We start from the raw sequence: 23,593 nt of genomic DNA on the forward strand, positions 1-23,593 counted from the left end.
ATGAAACAGACGATTCCCGTCGTTGGCATGGCGTGTTCGGCATGCTCTGCCAACGTTGAACGCAAACTCAACTCGCTCCATGGCGTCACGGAGGCCTCTGTCAGCCTGCCGGGGCGCAGCGCGTTGGTCGATTTCGATGCAGATGTCATCAGCCTGGAGCAGCTGAAGAAAGCCGTCAACGATATCGGCTACGACCTGATTGTCGACGCGAACGAGTCGGTGGAGGCCATCGAGAAGCGCGAGTTCGGCCTGCTGCGTCGCAAGACTCTCTTGTCTTGGATGTTCTCATTGCTGGTGATGGCCATTTCCATGGGCTGGCTGGGAATCACCAACAAGAGTACGGCCAACCAGCTGGCGCTCATCGTTTCGGTGGCCAACCTGCTTTATTGCGGTCGCGGTTTCTACGTGTCGGCGGCCAAGCAGTTGCGCCATGGCGCGGCCAACATGGACACGTTGGTGGCCCTGTCGACAGCTGTGGCTTTCCTGTTCAGCGCTTTCAACACCTTTTGGGGCGAACAAGTGTGGGGCAGCCGCGGCATGGAATGGCACACCTATTTCGACGCTTCGGTCATGATCATCACCTTTGTGCTGACCGGTCGCTTGCTTGAAGAGAAGGCGAAGGACGGCACCGCGTCGAGCATACGCCAGCTGATGGGGCTTCAACCCAAGACTGCCCGCCTCGTGGACGGCGACAAGTTGGAGGACGTTCCCATCTCGACCATCGAGAAAGGCGACGTGCTGGAAGTGTGGGCAGGCGAGAAGATACCCGTAGACGGTGAGGTGACATGGGCCGAAAGCTTCATGACGGCCGACGCGGCCTACGTAGACGAGAGCATGATCTCGGGCGAACCGTCGCCCGTGGCCAAGCGGAAAGGCAGCCGGGTGTTGGCCGGTACCATTCCGAGCCAGGGCAAACTGCGCATGAAGGCCAGGCAGATAGGGGAGGAAACGGCCCTGGCCCACATCATCCGCATGGTGCAGCAGGCCCAGAGTTCCAAGGCTCCCGTGCAGCGTGTCATCGACAAGGCGGCAATCGTTTTCGTGCCCGTGGTGGCCGGAATATCATTGATGACGTTCCTTGCCTGGTGGATTCTCGGCGGAAACGCCGCGTTGCCCCAGGGCGTTTTGAGCGCGATCGCCGTATTGGTCATCGCCTGTCCATGCGCCATGGGCCTGGCCACGCCCACCGCTTTGATGGTGGGTATCGGCAAGGCGGCCGAGAAACAGGTGCTCATCAAGGACGCATCTGCGCTCGAAAGGCTGCGGAAAGTGAACGCCATCGTCATCGACAAGACCGGAACGCTGACCATTCCCAATCAGAACATCGACTTCACGAAGGCCGACGAGCTGCCGCTGGACGAGCGCGAGACGCTGAAACCGAACGCGCGGGCCGTGATGGAGCGGTTGCAGAAGGCAGGTGTCGAGGTCTACATGATGAGCGGCGACAAGGAAGAAGCTGCACGGTATTGGGCCGAAAAGGCAGGTATCAGGCATTACCGCAGCAAGGCGCTGCCCCAGGACAAGGAGCAACTCGTCAGGCAGTTGCAGGCCGAAGGCAAAGTGGTGGCCATGATCGGCGACGGTATCAACGACACCCAGGCCCTGGCTTTGGCCGATGTGAGCATGGCCATGGGCCGCGGCACCGACGTCGCCATGGACGTAGCGCAAGTCACTTTGATGGGCGACGACCTGCAAAGTGTGGCCGACGCCGTGGCATTGAGCCGCCATACGGTCCGGATGATCTGGCAAAACCTCTTCTGGGCGTTCATCTACAATATCGTATGTATTCCCCTGGCAGCCGGTGTTCTCTACCTTTTCGGCATTGATTTTCAAATCTCTCCCATGTGGGCCTCGGCGCTGATGGCCTTCTCCAGCCTGTCGGTGGTGCTCAATTCCATGCGCCTCAAGTTCATGAAATGACAGCAAAAAGGAGATAAAGACAGCTTGACAGCTTGGCTTTATCTCCTTTTTGTCAGTTCAATCTCCGCCTTCGGCTTCAAAAACGTCCGTCACCTGGCGGGGCGGACGGGCTCAACTGAAACACTTTTCTGCATGTCGGCCTCGGCGCCGGCCTTGTCTCCGACGCGCATGAGCAACTCCCCGCGCAGCCGGTAGAGGTCGGCGGCCTGCGGATAGGCCGTGTCTTGCCCTTCAAGCAGCATGATGGCTTTGGTGCTCATGGCGATGGCGTTGATGACATCGTGCTGGGCTTGGCAGGCCTCCGCGTAGAGATGGTGGGCACGGAGCAGGCTGCTGTCCACGACGACGGCCCGCTCGCAGGCGTCCTGCATGGCCACGTAGTCCTTCAGTTGGCAGGCGATTTCGGCCATGCGGATCAGCAGTGCCGTGTCTTCGGGCGACTCGTCTACCTGTTGTTGCAGCCTGTTGAATGCGTCGAGCAGCGAGGCTGACGGTTCGTCGGGCTGCGCCGGTTCTTCGTCGGCAGGCCCTTGCGCCCCGAAAGTAGGCCTTTCCTCTTCCACGACGGCCGCTTCCGCCCCCGTCTTCTCTTTCTTCTTGAAAAGATTGCTGAACAGTTTCATCCGTCTATTGCTCCAGTTTGCCCAATACGGATGAGGGAATGGCGTCCACCCGCTTCAGTTGCGGATATTCGCGGGCGTTCACATACTCCTGTCCCGGCTCCCTTTCGGCCTCGAACAGGTAGCTGGCGTTCAGGTAGGCGTCGTCTCCATCCTTGGCCAGAATGTAGACGTATGCCCGCCGTTTGTAGCCCGTTATTTTCTTCTTGTGTATGGCATAGTGGTTCCAGTCCTCCTGCGGCACGACCGAAGTGACGATTTCGGCCTTGGGATACTTCTTGAGGAACTCGGTGCGGGCCGCCGTTTCCAGTCGGGCCGCTTCCTCGCGGTCGACCATGAGGTCCTTCTTGTAGACAGGCATGTATTTCACGCCGTCTATGGTGATGAGCGTCTTGTCCACTTCCGATTGTTCCAAGCCGATGGCTTCGCCAATGCGCTGGCCCGTATAGGACACCTGTTTCTTGGTCTTCTTGAAGAAATCGGACACGCGTTTGGCTATGGGACGCTGGGGCGTGGTGGTCTTTTTCTGTGCCGAGAGGGGCAGAACAGCCATGACCAACAGGCTGGCAATCAGTTTCTTTTTCATCATGTTCATTCTTGATAGGGTTTTACTTGCAGCAAGTCGCCAATCGTGTTCGGGACACGGGCCCACGATGGCTTTCTGAAAGCAGCCCTTTTGCACGGCGAAAGCAGTCCTTTTGTTTTCCGAAAGCAGTCCTTTGAGCGTGTCAAAGCAGTGCTTTTAGCGGCTGAAAAGGCTGCTTTTGCAAAACAGCCGTTGGGCCATCGGCCGCCGTCGTCGGCAAAATGCGGGCAACTTGCTAAATATCAGTAATTTAATACAACGCTGGCAAAAATAACATAAAAAGGTTAACGTCCAAAATAAATTCAAGTTATTTAATTAACTTTGCAACACAGTAAAAGTTGAAAGCAACGTATGAAGAAGATCTTGATATTGCTATTGTTGGGGCTTCATGGGCTTTTGGCGTCGGCACAGCACGACACGTTGCGCGCCGACAAGGGCGCGCCTCAACCTCCTTTGTCCTATTATGCCTGGCGTTATGGCTGGAACGGCTACGGCTGGGGTCTGCACGAAGGGCTCAATGCCAGCCTGGACTTGAGTGCTTTTGCCACTTTCGGCAAGCACGCTCCCCACAAGGGCGGCTTCGGCCAACGTCTTTCGGCCACCTGGTTGTCGCCTCTCGACAAGGACCGTAAGCTGTGGTTGGCCGTGGGCGGTTATGTCCAGCATTTCAATTACGGCAGCGACTCCTATCGCGACGGCGCCCTCTATGCCGCCTTGGGCTATCGGTTCAACGACCATTGGGAAGCCTGGGTGTATGGAAAGAAGAACATTGCCGACAATCATGACAGCTATGCCGGCCGACTGGGTTCACCTTATTATAATATATATCCCTATTATACGGCGGGAATGGGCATGATGACGCCCGGCGCCGACGTGCTTGGAGCTGCGGTCAAGTACTCGCCGACGCCCGCTTTCTCGGTCCAGCTGTCCGTGGAGGGCGCCTGGTATAATGGCGACCGCGCCGCCTATCCGCCGCGCTACCGCTACAGTTATCCCGTGCCCAAGGAGTAGAGAAGGGGGAAGGAAAGGCAAACACCTTGTCAAAGAATCTTTTGCAAATAGCATGAACAAAGGTATTGTACCCGATATGGGCAGTGAGCAGAATGGTATGATTATGTATCGTTCAGCAGATGGTAAAATCAATGTCGCACTGATGGCGCGAGATGGCAATGTTTGGCTCAATCAATTGCAAATAGCCACCTTGTTTTCCACCTCCAAGCAAGTTGTTAGTTATCATATAAACAACATCCTGAGAGAGTGTGAGTTAGATGCAAAAGCAGTTGTCAAAGAATATTTGACAACTGCTTTAGATGGCAAACGATACGACACTCTCTACTTTTCATTGCAAATGATCATAGCCGTTGGCTTCAGAGTTCGAGGCATTCGGGGTACACAATTTCGGCAGTGGGCAAACCTGCATCTGGCAGAATATCTGGTTAAAGGGTTTACTATGGATGATGAGCGGCTTAAGAATCCAGATGGGCGTCCTGATTATTTTGATGAATTGCTTGCCCGTATCCGTGACATACGTGCTTCGGAGAAGCGATTCTATCAAAAACTTCGTGACTTATTTAAACTCAGTAGTGATTATGAAGCACGCGAAAAAGCTACACAAATGTTCTTTGCGGAGACGCAGAACAAGTTGCTTTATGCCGTGACAGAGAAGACTGCTGCGGAACTTATCGTAAGTCGTGCTGATTCCGAAGCCCCTGATATGGGGTTAACAACATGGAAAGGAGATGTTGTTCGCAAAGGCGATATCATTATAGCGAAGAATTATTTGCGAGCAGAAGAGATTGAAAAGTTGAATCGTTTGACGACAATATTTCTTGAATCAGCCGAAATGAGAGTAAAAGAACACAAGGATTTGACCTTGGATTTCTGGCGAGAGAACGTGAATAATCTGCTTACTTTTCAAGGACAAAAGATTCTTTTAGGGAATGGTTGCGTTTCTAATTTTGAAATGGAGCAGTATGTTAAGGAGGTCTATAGCCGTTTTGAAGAAAAAAGAAAGCAGTATCAGGCACGTTTGGCAGATGATGAAGATGCGCGTTATCTTGATGATCTCGAGCAAGAAATTAAAGAAAGTAGACCATAAGCTATGCAACAAAGGTAAAGATATATTGCGGCGATGTCAAAATGCAGCAGGATATGGACTTTTTAACATGCCTTTCTGGCTCAAATCCATTGCCATCTTTTTCCGTTTGTTGCTTTTTTGTTGTAACTTTGCACACTCAAAATTATAATCTGAACGCTGTATGAGAAAAGTGGGACTGCTGTTTGCGACGGTCTTTTTTAGTCTGGCACTTCATGCACAGACAGGACTGCCCAAATTGACCCTTAGGAATATCGAAGGCAAAAGCGTACGGTTGGACACGCTTTCCAATCAAGGGAAGCCGATGATAGTATCCTTTTTTGCCACATGGTGCAAGCCCTGCAATCGTGAATTGAAAGCCATCAACGAAGTGTATGCCGACTGGCAGGAGGAAACGGGTGTGAAACTGATTGCCGTTTCCATAGACCAGGCGCAGAATATAAACAAGGTGAAGCCTCTGGTCGACGAACATGGGTGGCCCTATGAGGTGCTGCTCGACCCCAACGGCGACCTGAAGCGCGCGCTCGGCGTGCAGCTGATACCCTACGTGATGGTGCTCGACGGAATGGGAAACATCGTCTTCAAGCACAACGGATATACCGATGGCGCCGAGGAAGAACTGTATGAGAAGGTGAAGGAGGCCTGTGGCAAGTAGCATGAGAAGTTATGTCTTGGCGGGACTGCTGGTCTGCGCCGCCATGGTGTCGCCGGCACAGGAAAACGGCGACAGGATAAGGCTTTCGGGGAGCGTGCAGAGCGACATCCTTCTGCCGCAGAAGGATGACAAGATAGGCGCGACGAAGGCTTCGGGAGACTTCCTTACCAATACCTACGTGGAGCTGAATGCCACCAGCAAGCATGTGGATGCCGGATTGCGGTTGGAATATCTCAAGCATCCGCTGCCCGGTTTCGAGAACGACTTTAAGGGATGGGGCGTGCCCTACTTCTATCTGAAGGGACGTTACAAGGACGCCGAGCTTACGTTGGGCAGCTTTTACGAGCAGTTCGGCTCGGGATTCATCCTCCGCGCCTATGAAGAGCGCAGCCTGGGGATAGACAATTCGCTGCTCGGCGCGCGTCTTCAGTATAAGCCGATGAGAGGTGTGAGCCTCAAGTTGCTCACCGGCAAGCAGCGCAGATATTGGGAATACAACCACGCGCTGGTGTCGGGTGGCGACGTGGAGCTTAGCCTCGACGAATGGTTCAAGGGCCTCGGAGGCAACACCTATGTCATGTTGGGCGCCTCGTTCGTCAACAAGCACGAGGGCGATGAGGACGTAATGTCCGATGCCACGCACCGCTTGCGCCTGCCCCGCCATGTCAATGCCTTCGATGTGCGTGCCCGTTTGCAGCACCGGTCGGTCAGTCTCCTTGCCGAATATGCCTTCAAGAGCCAGGACCCCTCGTTCGACAACGGCTATATCTATCGCAACGGCTATGTAGCCATGCTCTCCGGTTCTTATTCCAAGCGCTGGATGAGTCTGCTGTTGCAGGCCAAGCGAAGCATCAACATGGCTTGGCGAAGCAGCCGCAGCATGGTGGGCGCCTCCTTCTTCATCAACCATCTGCCGGCTTTCGCAATGGAACACACCTACGCTTTGGCCGCTCTCTATCCCTATGCCACGCAGCCTGGCGGCGAATGCGCTTATCAGGCGGCCTTGGGTTACAACTTTCCAAGACGCTCGACGCTCGGCGGCAGGTATGGAACCAACGTGAAACTGAACTTCTCGCATGTGCATGGCGTGCGTCGAAACGATGTCGGCGGCAAGGGAACCGATGGCTACGGGTCGGCGTTTTGGGCCTGGGGGCCTTCCACTTACTATCAGGACGTCAACGTGCAGATGGAAAAACGACTCTCCAAATCTTTCAAACTGAACCTCATGTACATGAACCAGCTCTACAACAAGACCATCGTGGAGGGTGAGGGCGGCATGATTCGGTCGGATATTTTCATAGCCGACGCGAAGTATAAGTTCGCTCCCAAGGCCACGTTGCGGGCCGAAATGCAATATCTCTCGTCGAAAGACGACGACCGAGACTGGCTCTTCGGCCTTGCAGAACTGTCGCTGGCTCCCTGCTGGATGTTCACCGTTTCCGACATGTACAACAGCGGCAACACCCACATCCATTATTACCAAGGACTCGTCACCTATCTCAAGGAGGCGCACCGGCTGCAGTTCGGTTATGGAAGAACTCGCAGCGGCTACAACTGTTCGGGTGGTGTATGTCGATATATCCCTGCCAGCAAGGGTTTCACCGTTTCATATAATTACAACTTCTGACGCAATATGATAAAACTTCTTTCGACTATTGCCTGCACCATACTCATGCTGACAGCGTGCGACCGCATTGACAGCGACGACCGTCTCATCTACGTGAAACCTGCAACCGTAGGGCGATGTGTACTCATAGAAGACTTTACCGGACAGAAATGTCGCAACTGTCCGCGGGCTGCGACAGTCATCGAACAGCTTCAGAAGCAGTACGGAGCCGACACGGTGATAGCCGTAGCCATCCATGCCGGGTCGCTTGCTTTGCGACGTACACCCACAATCAATGGTTTTCGGACCGCTCTCGGTGACCTTTATTATAAGCATTGGAAGGTCAATGCTCTGCCTTTGGGGTTGGTCAATCGTAGAGGTAAGCTTACCAACGATTGGCAATGGCCGTCGCTGGTCTACAATGAGATACAGCAAAAGGTTGCCGTCGATATAAAACTGGCCGTCAGCTATGACGCGGCAACACGTCGTTCACATGTCAAAGCCATAGTCAATGCTTTGGGAAATGCCCTCTCTGGCAAGTTACAATTGTGGCTTGTGGAAGATGGTATCAAGGCCATTCAAGCCATGCCTGATGGCAAGTATAGCAAAGACTACATACATAACCACATACTGAGAGCTGCTGTCAACGGTGAATGGGGGGAGACTGTCTCCCTTGGACATGGAGCTTCTGTCAGCAAAGAGGCCGACTGCCGGCTCGAAGAAGAGTGGGAGGCTGCCCGCATGTCTATTGTGGCTTTTGTATATAATGACGACGGAGTGCTTCAAGTGACCCGTCAACAACTCGTTAAACCTTAAAACAATCATAAAGATAACTGAAAATGAAAAGAATAATTACCCTTTGTTGCGCTATATTGTTTGGTATGGTAACCTTGATGGCACAAACACTTGAGTTTGTAGATGCCACAGGAAAGGTCATTGCCAACGGCTCGACAGTTACTGTCAATAAGTTAGAGATTGATCCAGACTCACCAGAATTTCCAAAGTATATGTCGAGTGGTATATTTGCTCACAATATATCAGATATGGCTCAACAAGTGATTCTCTCTTGCTCGATCAAGAACATCAGAGAAGGAGAAGTGCAAGCATGCTTCAGCAAATCCTGTGAAGTGTGGGAAGAAGTCGGGAATTACAAGACAGAGGAAGTTCTTTTGCAGGCTAAGATGTCCAAGGGAAAGTCACTTGAAATAAAATTTTTACCCAAAGAAGAGCGCAAAGACAAGGCGCATTGTACCATTGTTCTACAGCTGTTCACTGCAAAAAGGGAGAATAATGAATGGGTAACTGACAAATCAGGACCATCTATTACGCTTATTTTTGACGAAACAACTACAGGCATCGGTACCCTCAACACAGACAAGACCATCAATTATAATGTCTATAGTCTTGATGGTCGCCTTATCGGCAAGAGTCTGCCATCGCTGCAAGGACTTGCCAAGGGCACTTATATCATCAAGAAGATAAATGACAAGCGAGTGATAAGTACGGAAAAGAAAATCGTTCAGTAACCCTTGAAAGATAAAAGCATGATAAAAAGAACATACTTACGGGTCATAGTCACCTTCTTGTTGACACTGTTGCATACATCTATCTATGCTGTAGCACTACAAGTTTCAGGGGGCTACAATAACTCCATTTCGCCGGTATCCATGCGAAAAGCGCTTGTCGGTATCAACTCTGAGGGTGTTAACGCTCCTGTTTCACTCGTAAACTATGGTGACAGTGAGGTAAAGAATATCGAGTATACGCTCAGTTTCGGCAATGAAATTATCGAGACAAAGGAACTCTCTCTTCCTCAAGCTATCGTCTCTCACGACAGCCAACTCATCAATATACATATTTCGCCACACACGAAAATATCAGTAACGGAACTGACTTTCAATGTAACAAAAGTCAACGGACAGCCCAATGGTGCCACGATTCCGTATACTACCATCACACGAATGACCCTCACACAAGTGCCTAAGCGCAAGGTCGTAGCAGAAGCCTATACGGCTATGTGGTGCGGAAACTGTCCCGGGGCCATTGCCCTGATAGAGAACTTAACACATACCTTCCCCGATGAGTTCATCGGTATATCCGTTCATTCCAATAGGGAACCCTTGCATTGCCCTTCCTACCAAAGCCAGAAGAACCGTTATAACAGATATCCAACTGTGATGTTCGACCGCACAACGAATTTCACTTACTTCAATGCTGCCAGCACTTTCATGTCTGAACAGGAGAAAGGAGCAGAGTTGGATGTAAAGGTGTCGGCAGTTTGGGACGAAAAGAAGAACAATATTTCAGTAACATCTGAGACTATTTTCCGTATTGATATGGCCGAAGCTCCCTATGCGCTTGCTTATGTCTTGACGGCTGATGAACTGCAACATAGTTCATATTATCAGAAAAACTACTACTCAGGAAGTACTGCAGACCTGGGTATCACAAAGGAAATGGACTTCTTTATCAATAGTCCGAGATTCATTCATGGTATGGAATTCAACCATGTAGCCATCTCCGCTATGGGAATAGATACTGGACTGACGGGAAGTCTCAAACCTTCTGCCGTAGCGGATGAAGTACAGACCCACAAAGTTTCATTCAATAACATATCACAATACCGTACCATTCAGGATAAATCGAAGCTCCATGTCTGCGTTTTGGTCATCAATACGAAGACGAAGGAGATAGTCAACGCCGACCAATGTACGATTTCCGATAGTGCCACGACGGGTATTGACAGTATGGCGGATGCAGGAAAAGCCGTCGAAACGGCCCGATATGACGCAGCCGGTCGTCGCATCTCTCATCCCACACGAGGTTTGAACATCGTGAAATACAGCGATGGACACATGGTGAAAGAACTCGTGAAATAGTTCCGTTGTTTCACGATACGCACTGTAGATAGTAAAAAAAGTTAGGTATCAAGCGACACTTTTCTTTCAATTTGTTTGGCAGAATGGATGGAATGCTTTACTTTTGCACTTGTTAAGAGATTAAAACAATAGATATGAATCTTTGCGCATCTTACTTTTACTTCTATTTTTACTTTGCAAGGAATTGTGAAGCGGGAAGTTGCGTGTAGAGTTCAGCTTAGGAATTATAGAAAAATAACGAAACGGTCCCGCTCTTTGAGAGTGCGGACCGTTTTCGTTACAGCAAGCAGCGAGTAGGCGAAAATGAAGAAAATAGCGATACAAGGAGAGGCGGGCTCGTTCCACGACATAGCCGCCCATGAATATTTCAGCGGCCAAGCGGTGGAACTGGTGTGTTGTGCCACGTTTGAAGAAGTGTTTGACAGCATGCGCCACGACCCTACGACCATCGGTATGCTGGCCATCGAGAATACGATAGCGGGCAGTCTGCTCCACAACTACGAGCTGCTGCGTCAGGCCGACGTCGTGATTGTGGGCGAGCATAAGCTCCATATCGAGCATTCCATCTGCTGTCTGCCCCAGGACGGTTGGGAAAGCATTCACGAAGTGCACTCCCATCCCGTGGCCTTGCAGCAATGTCGCCACTTCCTGATGGGCCATCCGGGGCTGAAAGCCGTGGAGGCGGAAGACACGGCAGGCAGCGCCGAGTATATAGCACGTCACAAAAAGACGGGGTGGGCGGCCATCTGTTCGGCCTACGCGGCCGACATCTATGGCCTGAAGGTGCTGCAACGAGACATCCACGACAACAAACACAACTTCACCCGCTTCCTGGTGGTGGCCAACGCGCTTGAGGCCGATATGCTTTTTCCCGCCTCCCAGGCCACCAAGGCCTCGCTGGTGTTCTCCTTGCCGCACGAGGAAGGGTCGCTCAGCAAGATACTGACCATCCTGAGTTTCTATGGAATCAACCTGACGAAGATACAATCCTTGCCCATCATCGGCCACGAGTGGGAATACTTGTTCTACGTAGACGTGACCTTCGAGAGCACGACGCGCTACCGCCAGTCCATCGACGCGATAACGCCGCTGGTCAGAAACATCAAGATTCTGGGCGAATACGCGGAATGTTGACCGAGAGTCACACCTTATTATATATAGCAACCCGGCTAAAACACAGACTTATGATAGAACCCGCAGCAAGAGTTTCTGAAATACAGGAGTACTACTTCAGCCGCAAACTGAAAGAAGTGGCCCGCTTGAACAGCGAGGGCAAGGACATCATCTCTTTGGCGATAGGAAGTCCGGACATGCCCCCATCGCAGCAAACGATAGACAAATTGTGCGAGGTGGCCGCGCTGCCGTCCGCGCATGGTTATCAACCCACCGTGGGCACACCCGAGTTGCGCGGCGCCATGGCCGACTTCTACAGCCGCTGGTATCGGGTGGACTTGGATCCGGCCCGTGAAATACAGCCACTTATCGGCTCGAAAGAAGGAATCCTGCACGTGACGCTGGCCTTCGTCAATCCCGGTGAGGATGTTTTGGTGCCCGATCCGGGCTATCCCACCTATACGTCGCTCAGTACGATACTCGGCGCGCGCGTCAGGACTTACAACCTGCGCGAGGACTGTGGCTGGCAACCCGATTTCGATGCGTTGGAAAAGATGGATTTGAGCCGCGTCAGGCTGATGTGGGTGAACTATCCGAACATGCCGACGGGTGGAAACGCGCGGCGCGAGACCTACGAACGGCTGGTTGCCTTCGCACGGAGACACCATATAGTGGTGGTGAATGACAATCCATATTCCTTCATTTTGAACGAGGGGGAGAAGCTTTCAATCCTTCAGGTGCCGGGCGCCAAGGACTGTTGCATCGAGTTCAACTCGATGAGCAAGAGCTTCAATATGCCCGGTTGGCGTGTGGGCATGTGCGCATCGAACGCCATTTTCATCAGTTGGATACTGAAAATCAAGAGCAACATCGACAGTGGAACCTTCAGAGGCATACAACTGGCGGCGGCCGAGGCCCTGCGTGGGAACACGGACAAATGGCACCGGGAGTACAATATCAATGTATATAAGCGCCGGCGGGCCGTCGCCGAGCAGATCATGGACGCGCTGGGATGCACGTATGACAGCACGCAGGTGGGCATGTTCCTGTGGGGAAGGATTCCCGACAGCTATACTGACGTGGAGGAACTGACCGAGAAGGTGCTCCATGAGGCCCGTGTCTTCATCACGCCCGGCTTCATCTTCGGCTCCAATGGGCGACGTTATATCCGCATTTCGCTCTGTGCCAAGGACGAGAAGATGGAGGAAGCGTTGGCCCGTGTCAGGCACGTGTTTGGAAAGTGACAAGGCAGACGTTGTCAATCGAATCGAAAAATGAACAATAAAGCATACAAACTATGGAATTAGAACTTTTACCTTTGGGGTTGCCCAGCGACAACGAGCGTCCCTCATGCGTGATAGCCGGCCCCTGTTCGGCCGAAACGGAAGAGCAAGTGATGACCACCGCTCGTAAATTGGCAGCTAAAGGTTGCCATATTTTCAGGGCGGGTGTGTGGAAACCGCGCACCAAACCGGGCGGATTCGAGGGCAAAGGTGAAGAAGCCTTGCCCTGGATGAGGTGCGTGAAGGACGAAACCGGCATGCTCACGGCTACCGAAGTGGCTACACCCGAGCATGTGGAACTGGCGCTCAAGTATGGCATTGACGTCCTTTGGGTGGGCGCCCGAACCTCTGCCAACCCCTTTGCCATGCAGGCTTTGGCCGACTCCTTGAGGGGCATGGACGTGCCCGTGCTGGTGAAGAACCCCGTGAATCCCGACCTGGAGTTGTGGATTGGGGCCTTGCAGCGCATCAACCAGGCCGGCATCAAACGGCTGGGTGCCATCCATCGTGGCTTTTCGAGCTTCGACAAGAAGATTTACCGCAACCTGCCCATGTGGCAGATTCCCATCGAATTGCACCGCCGCATACCGGAACTGCCCATCATTTGCGACCCGAGTCACATCGGTGGACGCCGCGACTTGATAGCTCCGCTCTGCCAGCAGGCCATGGACTTGGGCTTCGACGGGCTGATTGTGGAGAGCCATTGCAACCCCGACGAGGCGTGGAGCGACGCCAGTCAGCAGGTGTCGCCCGAGATATTAGACTACATTCTGAGCCTGCTGGTGGTGCGCGACGAGCATACCACGACGGAAGGCATACGTCAGTTGCGCAGCCAGATAGACGAGTTGGACAACCAGCTGATGGAACTCTTGGCCAAGCGAATGCGCGTCTGCCGTGAAATCGGCACCTACAAGAAGGAACACAACATGACCGTGCTGCAGGCAAACCGCTATAGCGAGATCCTGGAGAAGCGTGGCGCACAGGCCAGCCTGTGTGGAATGTCGCCCGAATTTGCCGCCCAGGTGTTTGAACATATCCACGAAGAGAGCGTTCGACAGCAGTTGGAAATCATCAATCGGTAAGCCTGTATGAAGATATTAGTGATGGGGGCAGGCAAGATGGGGTCGTTCTTCATCGACCTGCTCAGCTTCGACCACGAGATAGCCGTGTATGAGAAAGACGCCAGACGCCTGCGGTTCACCTACAACTGTTACCGTTTTCAGCGTCTGGAGGAGGTGAAGGAGTTCCAACCGGAGCTGGTCATCAACGCCGTTACGGTGAAATACACCGTCGCGGCCTTCGAGGAAGTCATGCCCTATCTGCCTGCAAACTGTATCATCAGCGACATAGCGAGCGTGAAGACGGGGCTGAAGGACTACTACTTGTCGGCCGGTCATCCGTTTGTTTCCACCCATCCGATGTTCGGACCCACCTTCGCCAACCTGAACCAGTTGAGCGAGGAGAACGCCATCATCATCAATGAAGGCGACTATATGGGGCGCATCTTCTTCAAAGACCTGTATCAAAAACTGGGACTGAACATCTATGAATATTCGTTCAGGGAGCATGACGAGACCGTGGCCTACTCTTTGAGCATTCCATTCGTCAGCACTTTCGTCTTCGCGGCGGTGATGAAGCACCAGGATGCGCCCGGAACCACATTCAAACGACACATGAAAATCGCGAAAGGAGTGATGAACGAGGACGACTATCTGTTGCAGGAGATTCTCTTCAACCCCTATACGAGTGGACAGGTGAGCAAGATTCGCGAGGAGTTGAAGGAACTGTTGCAAATCATCGACACGAAAGACGCCGACGGCATGAGGCGCTATCTGGAGAAGATTCGCAGCCATGTACGCTGCAATTCATGAGCTGGCTCGTTTCATTGTTGCTGGGAATCTTCACGATTGCGGAGCTGAATTGCGAGAATCTGTTCGACGCCGAGCATGACACCCTCAAGAACGACGTGGAGTTTCTGCCCCAAAGCTACCACCATTGGACGCACTATCGCTATTGGAAAAAGCTGAACCACATCGGTCAGGAGCTGGTGGCGTGCGGGGGAGAGGGCGTCAACTGGACGCAACCCGACCTGATAGCATTGTGCGAAGTGGAGAACGACAGCGTGCTGACAGACCTCACCAAGAAGTCGCTTCTGCGCAACGCACGCTATGAATACATCATGACCGACTCGCCGGACGAGCGCGGCATAGACGTGGCCTTGCTCTATTCGCCGTTCTCTTTCAGGCCCATCGTCTCGCATTCCATCAGGATTCAGCTGCTCAAAGACATGAAACCCACCCGCGACATCCTGTATGTTGCGGGCGAGGTGATTACGGGCGACACGCTGCACGTGCTTGTGGTGCACGCGCCGAGCAGGGCGGGCGGCGACACCTTTTCGAACCCTTTCCGGGCGCAGGTGGCCCGGCAACTGTGCGCAGCCATTGATTCCGTGCGCCACACTGCGCCGGAAGCGAAGATTGTCGTGGCCGGCGACTTCAACGATTACGCCGAGGGGGAAAGCCTGAGGCTGCTGCGCTCGCACGGAATGGCCTCTGTGACGGAGACGGCACGGGGCACCCACGGGGCGAAAGCTACGTACAAGTTTCGGGGAACATGGAAAAGTCTGGACCATATATTGGTCAGCGAGAACCTGTGGCGCCGCAAATGGGAAAGCCATATCGTGGATTTCCCTTTCCTGTTGACACCTGACGACAGGTATGGAGGGGTCATGCCGCTCAGGAATTTCTCGATGTACAAGTACAACGACGGCTATAGCGACCACCTGCCGCTTGTCGTCAAAATCGAGCTTTGACAGCCTGTTGGGTCTAAAAGGCCATCTTTTAAAATACTTTAAATAACCTATCCCATCTTCGTGGTTCATCATTAATTGTGTAATTTTGCACAAGTATAGATGAGACTTCCCATAAATCACATTGAATTATGTTCGAGAATCTTAGCGACCGATTAGAGCGGTCGTTTAAAATATTGAAGGGTGAAGGCAAGATTACGGAGATTAATGTTGCCGAAACCTTAAAGGATGTGCGCCGTGCGTTGCTGGATGCCGACGTCAACTACAAGGTGGCGAAAGGCTTTACGGACGCAGTCAAGCAGAAAGCGTTGGGCATGAACGTGCTCACGGCTGTGAAACCGGGTCAATTGATGGTGAAGATTGTTCACGACGAGTTGGCCCAGTTGATGGGTGGCGAGGAGGTTCCGCTGCGTCTTGACGGCCATCCTTCGATTATACTCATGAGCGGTTTGCAAGGTTCGGGTAAGACAACGTTCAGTGGAAAGCTTGCAAACCTTCTTAAAAAGAAAAGAAACAAGAATCCTTTGTTGGTGGCTTGCGACGTCTATCGTCCCGCGGCTGTCGAGCAGTTGAAGGTCGTTGGCGAGCAGGTCGGTGTGGAAGTGTATGCCGAACCGGGCAGCACGGACGTCGTGGAGATTGCCAAACACGCCATCCAACAGGCCAAAGCAAAGGGCAACGACGTAGTCATCGTCGATACGGCGGGCCGTTTGGCCGTGGATGAAGAGATGATGACGGAGATCTCCAACTTGAAGAATGCCGTCCAACCGCACGAGACTTTGTTCGTCGTCGACGCCATGACAGGCCAGGACGCGGTCAATACGGCCAAGGAGTTCAACGACAGATTGGACTTCGACGGCGTCGTTCTGACCAAGCTCGATGGTGATACGCGGGGCGGAGCGGCCTTGAGTATCCGTACCGTCGTTGCGAAACCGATCAAGTTTATCGGCACGGGCGAGAAGATGGAGGCCATCGACGTGTTCCATCCGGAGCGCATGGCCGACCGCATCTTGGGCATGGGTGACGTCGTTTCGTTGGTGGAACGCGCGCAGGAGCAGTTCGACGAGGAGGAAGCCCGCAGGCTTCAGAAGAAAATATTGAAGAACAAATTCGACTTCAACGACTTCTTGAACCAGATACAACAAATCAAGAAGATGGGCAATCTGAAAGATTTGGCGGGCATGATACCAGGCGTCGGCAAGGCCATCAAGGACGTTGACATAGATGACAACGCCTTTAAAGGCATTGAAGCCATCATCCAGAGCATGACGCCGAAGGAGCGCATGAACCCGGAAGTGCTCAATACGAGCCGGCGACAGCGTATTGCTAAGGGGTCGGGAACCAACATTCAGGAGGTGAACCGCCTCATCAAGCAGTTCGACCAGACCCGGAAGATGATGAAGATGGTGACCGGCAACGGCATGGCCAACATGATGCGTCAAATGAAAGGAATGCAAAGATGACACTGATCGATGGTAAAGCTACGGCTGCTGCCATAAAGGCGCAGATAGCGGAAGAGGTGAAGGAGATTGTCGCCAACGGTGGAAAGCAACCTCATCTGGCGGCGATTCTGGTCGGCCACGATGGTGGCAGCGAGACATACGTGAAGAACAAGGTCCTCGCCTGCGAGCAGTGCGGCTTCAAGTCCACCTTGATTCGCTATGAAAGCGATGTCACCGAAGAGGAGTTGCTGGCCTGTGTCGACAAGCTGAACCGTGATGAGGATGTAGACGGCTTCATCGTGCAGCTGCCTTTGCCCACGCATATCGACGAACAGAAGGTCATCATGGCGATCGACTACAAGAAAGACGTCGACGGTTTCCATCCCATCAACGTCGGTCGCATGTCGATCGGGCTTCCCTGTTTCATCAGCGCGACGCCACTCGGCATTCTGACGCTGTTGAAACACTATGCCGTTCAGACTTCGGGAAAGAAGTGTGTGGTGCTCGGACGCAGCAATATCGTCGGCAAACCCATGGCGCAGCTGATGATGCAGAAGCAATATGGCGATGCAACGGTGACCGTTTGCCACAGTCATTCAGCCCATTTGAAGGAGGAATGCCGCGAGGCCGACATCATCATTGCGGCCATAGGGCGACCCGGTTTCGTGACGGCCGACATGGTGAAGGAGGGCACCGTGGTTGTTGACGTTGGCACGACGAGAGTCGCCGACCCATCTCGAAAGAGCGGTTTCAGGCTCAGCGGCGACGTCGATTTCGAGGCAGTGGCGCCCAAGTGCAGCTACATAACGCCGGTTCCGGGCGGCGTCGGGCCGATGACGATATGTTCTTTGATGAAGAATACATTGTCGGCAGGCAAGAAAGAGTTTTATCAATGAGGCTGCCGCCTGTTGGAAGCAAAGCGTTGGCGGACGTGAAGGAACGGTCTTGCAGGCGTCTGCGGTTCCAACGAGTGGGAAGTCCATCGGAAAAAAGCAATCAATAGACGATAATGACAATAACTTGATTTTTTTATAACTCTCTAATTTTGGAACAGGCTCGCAGTGATGCGGGCCTGTTTTGTATGCCTCTGCCGCCCCAAAGCGGTGCCTTGGCTTTGCGAAAGCAGTGCTTTGACTTTGCAAAAGCAGCCCTTTCAGGATTCGAAAGCAGTGCTTTGACTTTGCGAAAGCAGCCCTTTCAGGAGCTGAAAGCGGTGCCCTTGCAAAGCGAGAGAGGCCCTTCCGTCCGGTGTTTCGGGGCACATGGGCGTGGGAGAGGCTGTGGATTGCAAGTTTTGTGCGGGCCAACGCCGGCTGGAAGTTAAGCTTTTTTGTCACCCAAAGTATTATTTAACAAGTTTTCTGTAAGAAAATTTTGGAGTTACCAAGATTTTTTAATTCCTTTGCAGCAATTTTGTACAGGGGTCATCACTTGTCTGCGCGATGATTTTGACCGTACTTCTGAGCAACAGTTATATGTAATTCAAATTATTTTAGGATATTTTTAGTGTTTAATTAAAGTATTAGAGAGACAATGAAAAAGTTGATTTTATTTCTCGCAGCAGCAGCCATGACCTATTCGGCTTCTGCTCAGACAGTGACAGAAAGCAAGACATTGGACAATGTTTATTTTGGAGTTAACGGCGGTTTTGCCACGAAGGCAACCGGTCACGCATGGACGAAGGGCTTGAACCCCAACTTCGGCGTGCGTCTGGGCCGCAATCTCACTCCTGTGTTCGGCCTGGCTGTGGAGAGCAATGCCTATTTCTCCAACAAACCCTGGAAGTCCACCGGCACGGCGGTTCGCTTCTTGAACACCAGTCTGCTGGGTACGGTGAATCTTTCCAATTGGTTTGGTGGCTACAAGGGTGAGCCCAGAGCTTTCGAAGTGAGCGCCGTTGCCGGTCTCGGATGGGGCCACTTGTTCGGCAACACCAAAGAGTTCAAGGCCGCAAAGCACACCAACAACCTCACTTCCAAGCTTGCGCTTGACTTCGCTTTCAACCTCGGTGCCAAGAAGGCATGGCAGTTCTACCTCGAACCGGCCATCGTCTATGGCCTGAACGACGCCGTAGCCAATCCTTATTCTCTGGCCGGCGGCAACGTAAAGTATAATGTAAACCACGGCTTCGTTCAGCTGAACGCCGGTATCGTCTACAAGTTCAAGAACTCGAACGGCACCCACAACTTCACGATTGCCCAGCTTCGCGACCAGTCGGAGATTGACGCGTTGAACGAACAGATCAACAGTTTGCGCAACGAACTGGCCCAGAAGCCGAAGGAAGTGGTGAAGACGGTTGTCAAGGAAGCCCCCGCACCCCAGGTGGTAAAGGTTGAGAACCTCGTGTTCGTGACCTTCGCTCAGGGCAAGTCGGCCCTCACGAAGGAGGCAAAGGCCGCTTTGGATGAAGTGAAAGCCGGCAAGCACGTTCAGATTGTAGGTACCGCTTCGCCCGAAGGATCGAAGGAAATCAACGACAAACTCTCACAGGCTCGCGCCGATGTAGTGGCCAAGTACCTGCAAGACAAGGGTGTTGTCGTTGACGAAGCTACGGGAAAGGGTGTTCAGGGCAACACTTCCAACCGCTTGGCAGTCGTTTACGTGAAGTGATTCGACACGCTTTCGCGAATATAGTTTTATATTATAATGAAAAATCCCAGCGCAAACCGCGCTGGGATTTTTTGTTCATGTCTGCTTGACCGGACCTTCATGCAAGGCTCGACAGGCCTCGACCATCGATGGGGGCGTATCAGAAAATGCCCAGCTTGCCGAAGACGATCAATACGCAGTAGCCGATGACCAGGCCGATGAGGCCTACCGTCACGCCCACCTTGGCCATGTCCTTCTGCTCGATGAGGCCGGTGGAGTAGGCGATGGCGTTCGGCGGTGTGGAGATGGGCAGCGACATGGCGCAGCTTGCGGCCACGGCAATGCCGATCAAGACGGTCGGTGTGCCGCCGATCATGTCGAGTTTGTCGCCCATGCCGACGCAGACGACGGTCAGGATAGGTATCAGCAGGGCCGCCGTGGCCGTGTTGGAGATGAAGTTGCTCAGCGCGAAGCAGACCAAACCGCTGATGACCAGGATGACGATGGGGTTGAAATCACCGAACGGAATGCTGTTCACGGCGTTGGCGGCAAGGCCCGTATGGTTCATGGCGTTGCCCAACGCAAAGCCGCCGGCGACCATCCAGATGACCGCCCAGTCGATGTCTTGCAGGTCCTTGGACGTGATGACGCCCGTGAAAGCGAAGACGGCGATCGGCAACATGGCCACCGTATTGGCGTTGATACCCAGCTTCTTGCCGAACACCCACAGGATGATGGTCAGAATAAAGGTTGCGGCAACGACGACAGTGCGCCAGTTGTGCGAGATGTTCCCTTCTATTTTAAGCTCTATTGTCTTCTGGCTGAACGGGAAGAACTTGAGCAACAGCCGCCACGCGATGAGCAAAAGAACAATCACCAGCGGTGCCATGATCATCATCCACTGGCCGAAACTGATTCCCATGTTCATGCCGGCAGGGTCGTTGAGCACCTTGAATGCAAAGGCATTGGGCGGCGTTCCGATGGGTGTTCCCATGCCGCCGAGGTTGGCCCCTATGGGAATGGCCATCGTCAGGGCTATGCGTCCCTTGCCATTGGCCGGCAATGCCTTGAACACGGGCGTCAGGAAAGTCAGCATCATGGCTGCCGTGGCCGTGTTGGAGATGAACATCGAGAAGACACCCGTAATGAGCATGAAGCCCAGAAGCACGTTCTCGCTCTTCTTTCCGAAAGGAGCAATCAGTGTTTTGGCCATCATGACGTCGAGTCCGCTCTTCGTTGCGGCAATCGCCAGGATGAAACCACCGAGGAAAAGGATGATGGTGGGGTCGGCAAAGCACGACATGACACCTTGATAATCGAGCAGTTCGCCGTATTCCCCCTCTGTGCCTTGCAGGAAATTGAATGCCGAATCGGACACACAGAAGAGGAGAACGAAGATGATGACGATGGAGGTGGCCCATGAGGGGATGGCTTCCGTCAACCAAAGGAGAACGGCCATGACGAAGATGGCGATGACTCGTTGCTGGACTACGGTGAGCCCGTCTATCCCAAAGCAGGTGATGGGCAAGTTCCAGACAACCAATGTGATGAGCGCCGTGACGGCGAACATCAGTGCTTTGCGCCTGTTGAAGTCGCCGGAAAGCACTTTGTGAATTGTTTCTTGCATGTTTTTAGTTATTTAGAATGATGTTTTCAATGGAATGCCGCATGGCTTCCGCAGGGAAAGCCGTTTCTTTCTAAATGGTATTTGGGGTGTGGCAAAGGTAGTATATTCCGATTTATATACAAAAGAAAGAATCATATATTTTTGTTAAAAAGCCGTGTTTTCATTGGATTTCATGCGGGAATGTCGTAACTTCGCACGTGCGGTTGGTTCATATCGTTGATTAAAAGGGAAGCATGTGAGAGTCATGCACAGTCCCGCTGCTGTAAACGGCGTTGTCGGAGAGCCCGAAGTCACTGGGCATTTGCCTGGGAAGACGCTCCTCCCGGAGCCGTGGAGTCAGAAGACCTGCCAATTGTCGTCTTGTGTTTCAGGCCCCGAGGAGGGCCGGAATATGTATTCTTTCTATGTCATTACCAGCATTGTTCATTTGCGGAGCTTTGACTTTGCCCGTCGACACCGGCAAGATTCACCAGCTGAACGGCGTTGTCGTCGAGCGTCGTCGCGTTGCTGAAAGCGTGGTGAGCGGCAATGTCGTGCAGTTGCTCGACCGTAAAAGCTTTCAGAGCTTGGGCATTGTCGACTTTGCAGACGCCATGCACCGCCTGCCCGGCGTCAACCTGAAGGACTATGGCGGCGCGGGAGGAATGAAGACGGTGAGCGTCAGGGGCTTCGGAGCGCAGCATACGGGCGTGGGTTATGACGGAATCATGCTCGGCGACGGCCAAAGCGGACAGATAGACCTGTCGCGTTACTCGCTGACCAACCTGAAGGATATCTCGCTTTCGGTGGGCGATGGCAGTGACATCTTCGTCCCCGCACGCTACGGAAGCAGGGTCGCAGTCTTGAACATCAACACTTTGCAACAGCCGGAGGCCCATCGCACGACTGCGCTCAGGGCCGAACTCAAGGCCGGAAGCTTCGGCCACGTCAGCCCGTTTGTCGGTTGGCAACACCGCTTCACGCCTCATTTCACCCTTTCCGCAGCCTTCGACTACCTGCACGCGGACAACCGTTACCCCTACACCATCCGCAATGTCACTGAGACCGTGAGCGACCGACGCACCAACAGCCGCATGGACAGCGGCCATGGAGAAGTGAACTTCATGCTGAAAACCGACCGCCGGCAGTTGAACGGCAAGCTGTATTATTATGACAACGACCGTCTGCTGCCCGGTATCGTCAGGTATTACACCAATCTGAATCGTGAACGGCTTCACGAACGCAACGCTTTCGCCCAGTTCACCTACCAGTATGTCGCGGGCAAACAGTGGCGGTTGAAGTGGAACGCCAAGGCCGATTGGGCCGAAAGCGGTTATGTGGACGGCAATTATCCCGACGGCATGAACGACGCCCGCTATTGGCAACGTGAGTACTATGCCAACATGTGCGTGCTGTGGCAGCCTTCGGATGGGCTGTCGACCGACTATTCCGTCGACTTCAGCCATGCCAGTCTCAACAGCAGCAGGAATCTTTACGGCTTGCCTTACCGCAATTCGTGGTTGCAGACGCTCGCTTTCCACTACAGACGGGGGCGGTTGTCGGCCGTCGGCCGCCTGATGCACTCGCTCCATCTCAATGGCAACAGGCGCACGGAGGCCTCCGCCGACATGCGGAGGCTGTCGCCTTCGTTTTCGTTGTCCTACAGGTTGCTGCCCGACGAACTGCTTTTCGTCCGCCTCTCCTATAAGAACATTTTCCGGGCGCCCAACTTCAATGAGAGCTACTATGCCCATTATGGCAGCAGAGAGCTCAAGCCGGAGTCGACAGACCAGCTCAATCTGGGGTTCACCTACGACAAAACGCTCCGTGGAAGCCATTTCACATGGACGCTGGACGGCTATCTCAACCACGTGACCGACAAAATCATCGCCATACCTTATAATATGTTCATCTGGCAGAACATCAACTTGGGCAAGGTGGAAATGCTGGGTCTGGACGCCACCGCACGTTGGGAATGCCGCCTGAGTGGTCGACATACGTTGACCATAGCCGCGAACTACAGCTATCTGCGGGCCGCAAACCGCACCAACAGGCAGTCCGACTACTATGGTCGGCAGATAGCCTACACGCCGGAGCACTCCGGCAACGTGGCCATGGGATGGCGGAATCCGTGGCTCGACATCAGTCTGAACGCCACGGGCGTGAGCCGCGCCTGGGCCACGAACAACCATTACGAGGGCACCGACATGAAAGCCTACACGGACGTGGGCGCCACGCTCCACCGCAGCTTCACCGTCGGCCGCCAACCCCTCTGCGCGCGGCTCGACCTGCAGAACCTTTTCAACACGCAATATGAGATTGTGGCCCACTATCCCATGCCCGGCCGGCGGCTCATGCTGACCCTTGCGTGGGAATGGAGCCGCTGAACG

Annotated in this window: 20 protein-coding genes and 1 riboswitch; of the genes, 17 read left to right on the forward strand and 3 right to left on the reverse strand. The window is 53.3% G+C overall.

All coding sequences use genetic code 11. The features are described 5' to 3' along the window. On the forward strand, positions 1–1,920 hold the full coding sequence (locus K334_RS0108600) for a heavy metal translocating P-type ATPase (RefSeq protein WP_027444832.1): 1,920 nt from the start codon (positions 1–3) through the stop codon (positions 1,918–1,920). An 89-nt stretch (positions 1,921–2,009) separates the two neighbouring features. Here the strand turns inward: K334_RS0108600 and K334_RS13795 are convergent, their stop codons facing one another. Together K334_RS13795 and K334_RS0108610 are read right to left on the reverse strand one after the other, a co-directional pair. Continuing rightward, positions 2,010–2,543 carry a hypothetical protein gene (locus tag K334_RS13795; RefSeq protein WP_025880637.1) on the reverse strand — a complete coding sequence of 178 codons (534 nt, stop codon included), beginning with the start codon at positions 2,541–2,543 and terminating at the stop codon, positions 2,010–2,012. Positions 2,544–2,547: 4 nt separating this feature from the next. Then, the gene (locus K334_RS0108610) at positions 2,548–3,129 is read right to left on the reverse strand and encodes a Tat pathway signal sequence (RefSeq protein WP_211225442.1); all 582 of its coding nucleotides are present in this window, start codon (positions 3,127–3,129) and stop codon (positions 2,548–2,550) included. 348 nt (positions 3,130–3,477) lie between these two features. Here K334_RS0108610 and K334_RS0108615 point away from each other — a divergent pair, with 348 nt between their 5' ends. The 15 genes from K334_RS0108615 (at position 3,478) to K334_RS0108685 (ending at position 19,618) form a co-directional block, all read left to right on the forward strand. Continuing rightward, positions 3,478–4,137, forward strand: a complete 660-nt coding sequence (locus K334_RS0108615) for a hypothetical protein (protein ID WP_021590172.1) — start codon at positions 3,478–3,480, stop codon at positions 4,135–4,137. A gap of 52 nt (positions 4,138–4,189) precedes the next feature. Then, complete coding sequence (locus tag K334_RS0108620; protein ID WP_021590261.1) at positions 4,190–5,224, forward strand: virulence RhuM family protein; 1,035 nt, start codon at positions 4,190–4,192, stop codon at positions 5,222–5,224. A 160-nt stretch (positions 5,225–5,384) separates the two neighbouring features. Further along, positions 5,385–5,876 (forward strand): TlpA family protein disulfide reductase, encoded by a 492-nt coding sequence (locus tag K334_RS0108625; protein ID WP_025880640.1) that lies wholly within the window; start codon positions 5,385–5,387, stop codon positions 5,874–5,876. A 1-nt stretch (position 5,877) separates the two neighbouring features. Then, positions 5,878–7,503, forward strand: a complete 1,626-nt coding sequence (locus K334_RS0108630; RefSeq protein ID WP_025880641.1) for a DUF6029 family protein — start codon at positions 5,878–5,880, stop codon at positions 7,501–7,503. Positions 7,504–7,509: 6 nt separating this feature from the next. Next, on the forward strand, positions 7,510–8,298 hold the full coding sequence (locus tag K334_RS0108635; RefSeq protein WP_025880642.1) for an Omp28 family outer membrane lipoprotein: 789 nt from the start codon (positions 7,510–7,512) through the stop codon (positions 8,296–8,298). A 23-nt stretch (positions 8,299–8,321) separates the two neighbouring features. Further along, positions 8,322–9,008 (forward strand): T9SS type A sorting domain-containing protein, encoded by a 687-nt coding sequence (locus K334_RS0108640; protein ID WP_025880643.1) that lies wholly within the window; start codon positions 8,322–8,324, stop codon positions 9,006–9,008. Between the two features lie 18 nt (positions 9,009–9,026). Then, complete coding sequence (locus tag K334_RS0108645) at positions 9,027–10,361, forward strand: hypothetical protein (protein WP_025880644.1); 1,335 nt, start codon at positions 9,027–9,029, stop codon at positions 10,359–10,361. A 303-nt stretch (positions 10,362–10,664) separates the two neighbouring features. Continuing rightward, positions 10,665–11,495 (forward strand): prephenate dehydratase, encoded by an 831-nt coding sequence (locus tag K334_RS0108650; RefSeq protein WP_021590200.1) that lies wholly within the window; start codon positions 10,665–10,667, stop codon positions 11,493–11,495. Between the two features lie 50 nt (positions 11,496–11,545). Further along, a complete protein-coding gene (locus K334_RS0108655; RefSeq protein ID WP_025880645.1) occupies positions 11,546–12,718 on the forward strand; it encodes a pyridoxal phosphate-dependent aminotransferase in 1,173 nt (390 codons plus the stop codon). A 53-nt stretch (positions 12,719–12,771) separates the two neighbouring features. Further along, entirely contained in the window at positions 12,772–13,839 is a 1,068-nt protein-coding gene (locus tag K334_RS0108660) for a bifunctional 3-deoxy-7-phosphoheptulonate synthase/chorismate mutase type II (protein ID WP_027444835.1), read from the forward strand. A 6-nt stretch (positions 13,840–13,845) separates the two neighbouring features. After that, on the forward strand, positions 13,846–14,628 hold the full coding sequence (locus K334_RS0108665; protein ID WP_025880646.1) for a prephenate dehydrogenase: 783 nt from the start codon (positions 13,846–13,848) through the stop codon (positions 14,626–14,628). Continuing rightward, positions 14,625–15,569 carry an endonuclease/exonuclease/phosphatase family protein gene (locus tag K334_RS0108670; RefSeq protein ID WP_025880647.1) on the forward strand — a complete coding sequence of 315 codons (945 nt, stop codon included), beginning with the start codon at positions 14,625–14,627 and terminating at the stop codon, positions 15,567–15,569. Before K334_RS0108665 ends, K334_RS0108670 begins: the two co-directional genes overlap by 4 nt. Positions 15,570–15,697: 128 nt before the next feature. Next, on the forward strand, positions 15,698–17,029 hold the full coding sequence (gene ffh / locus K334_RS0108675) for a signal recognition particle protein (protein ID WP_021590243.1): 1,332 nt from the start codon (positions 15,698–15,700) through the stop codon (positions 17,027–17,029). Beyond that, complete coding sequence (gene folD / locus K334_RS0108680; protein ID WP_025880648.1) at positions 17,026–17,904, forward strand: bifunctional methylenetetrahydrofolate dehydrogenase/methenyltetrahydrofolate cyclohydrolase FolD; 879 nt, start codon at positions 17,026–17,028, stop codon at positions 17,902–17,904. The genes ffh and folD overlap by 4 nt, the downstream gene beginning before the upstream one ends. 637 nt (positions 17,905–18,541) lie before the next feature. Continuing rightward, entirely contained in the window at positions 18,542–19,618 is a 1,077-nt protein-coding gene (locus tag K334_RS0108685) for an OmpA family protein (protein ID WP_025880649.1), read from the forward strand. 139 nt (positions 19,619–19,757) lie between these two features. Here K334_RS0108685 and K334_RS0108690 read toward each other — a convergent pair whose 3' ends face one another. Beyond that, positions 19,758–21,224 (reverse strand): SLC13 family permease, encoded by a 1,467-nt coding sequence (locus tag K334_RS0108690; RefSeq protein ID WP_025880650.1) that lies wholly within the window; start codon positions 21,222–21,224, stop codon positions 19,758–19,760. Positions 21,225–21,411: 187 nt separating this feature from the next. Beyond that, positions 21,412–21,591: riboswitch (cobalamin riboswitch) on the forward strand. Positions 21,592–21,628: 37 nt separating this feature from the next. Here K334_RS0108690 and K334_RS0108695 point away from each other — a divergent pair. Then, complete coding sequence (locus K334_RS0108695; RefSeq protein WP_051218714.1) at positions 21,629–23,590, forward strand: TonB-dependent receptor; 1,962 nt, start codon at positions 21,629–21,631, stop codon at positions 23,588–23,590. Positions 23,591–23,593 lie beyond the last annotated feature (3 nt).

It is taken from the genome of Segatella baroniae DSM 16972 = JCM 13447 (assembly GCF_000426585.1).
GTDB classification, from domain to species: Bacteria; Bacteroidota; Bacteroidia; order Bacteroidales; family Bacteroidaceae; genus Prevotella; species Prevotella baroniae.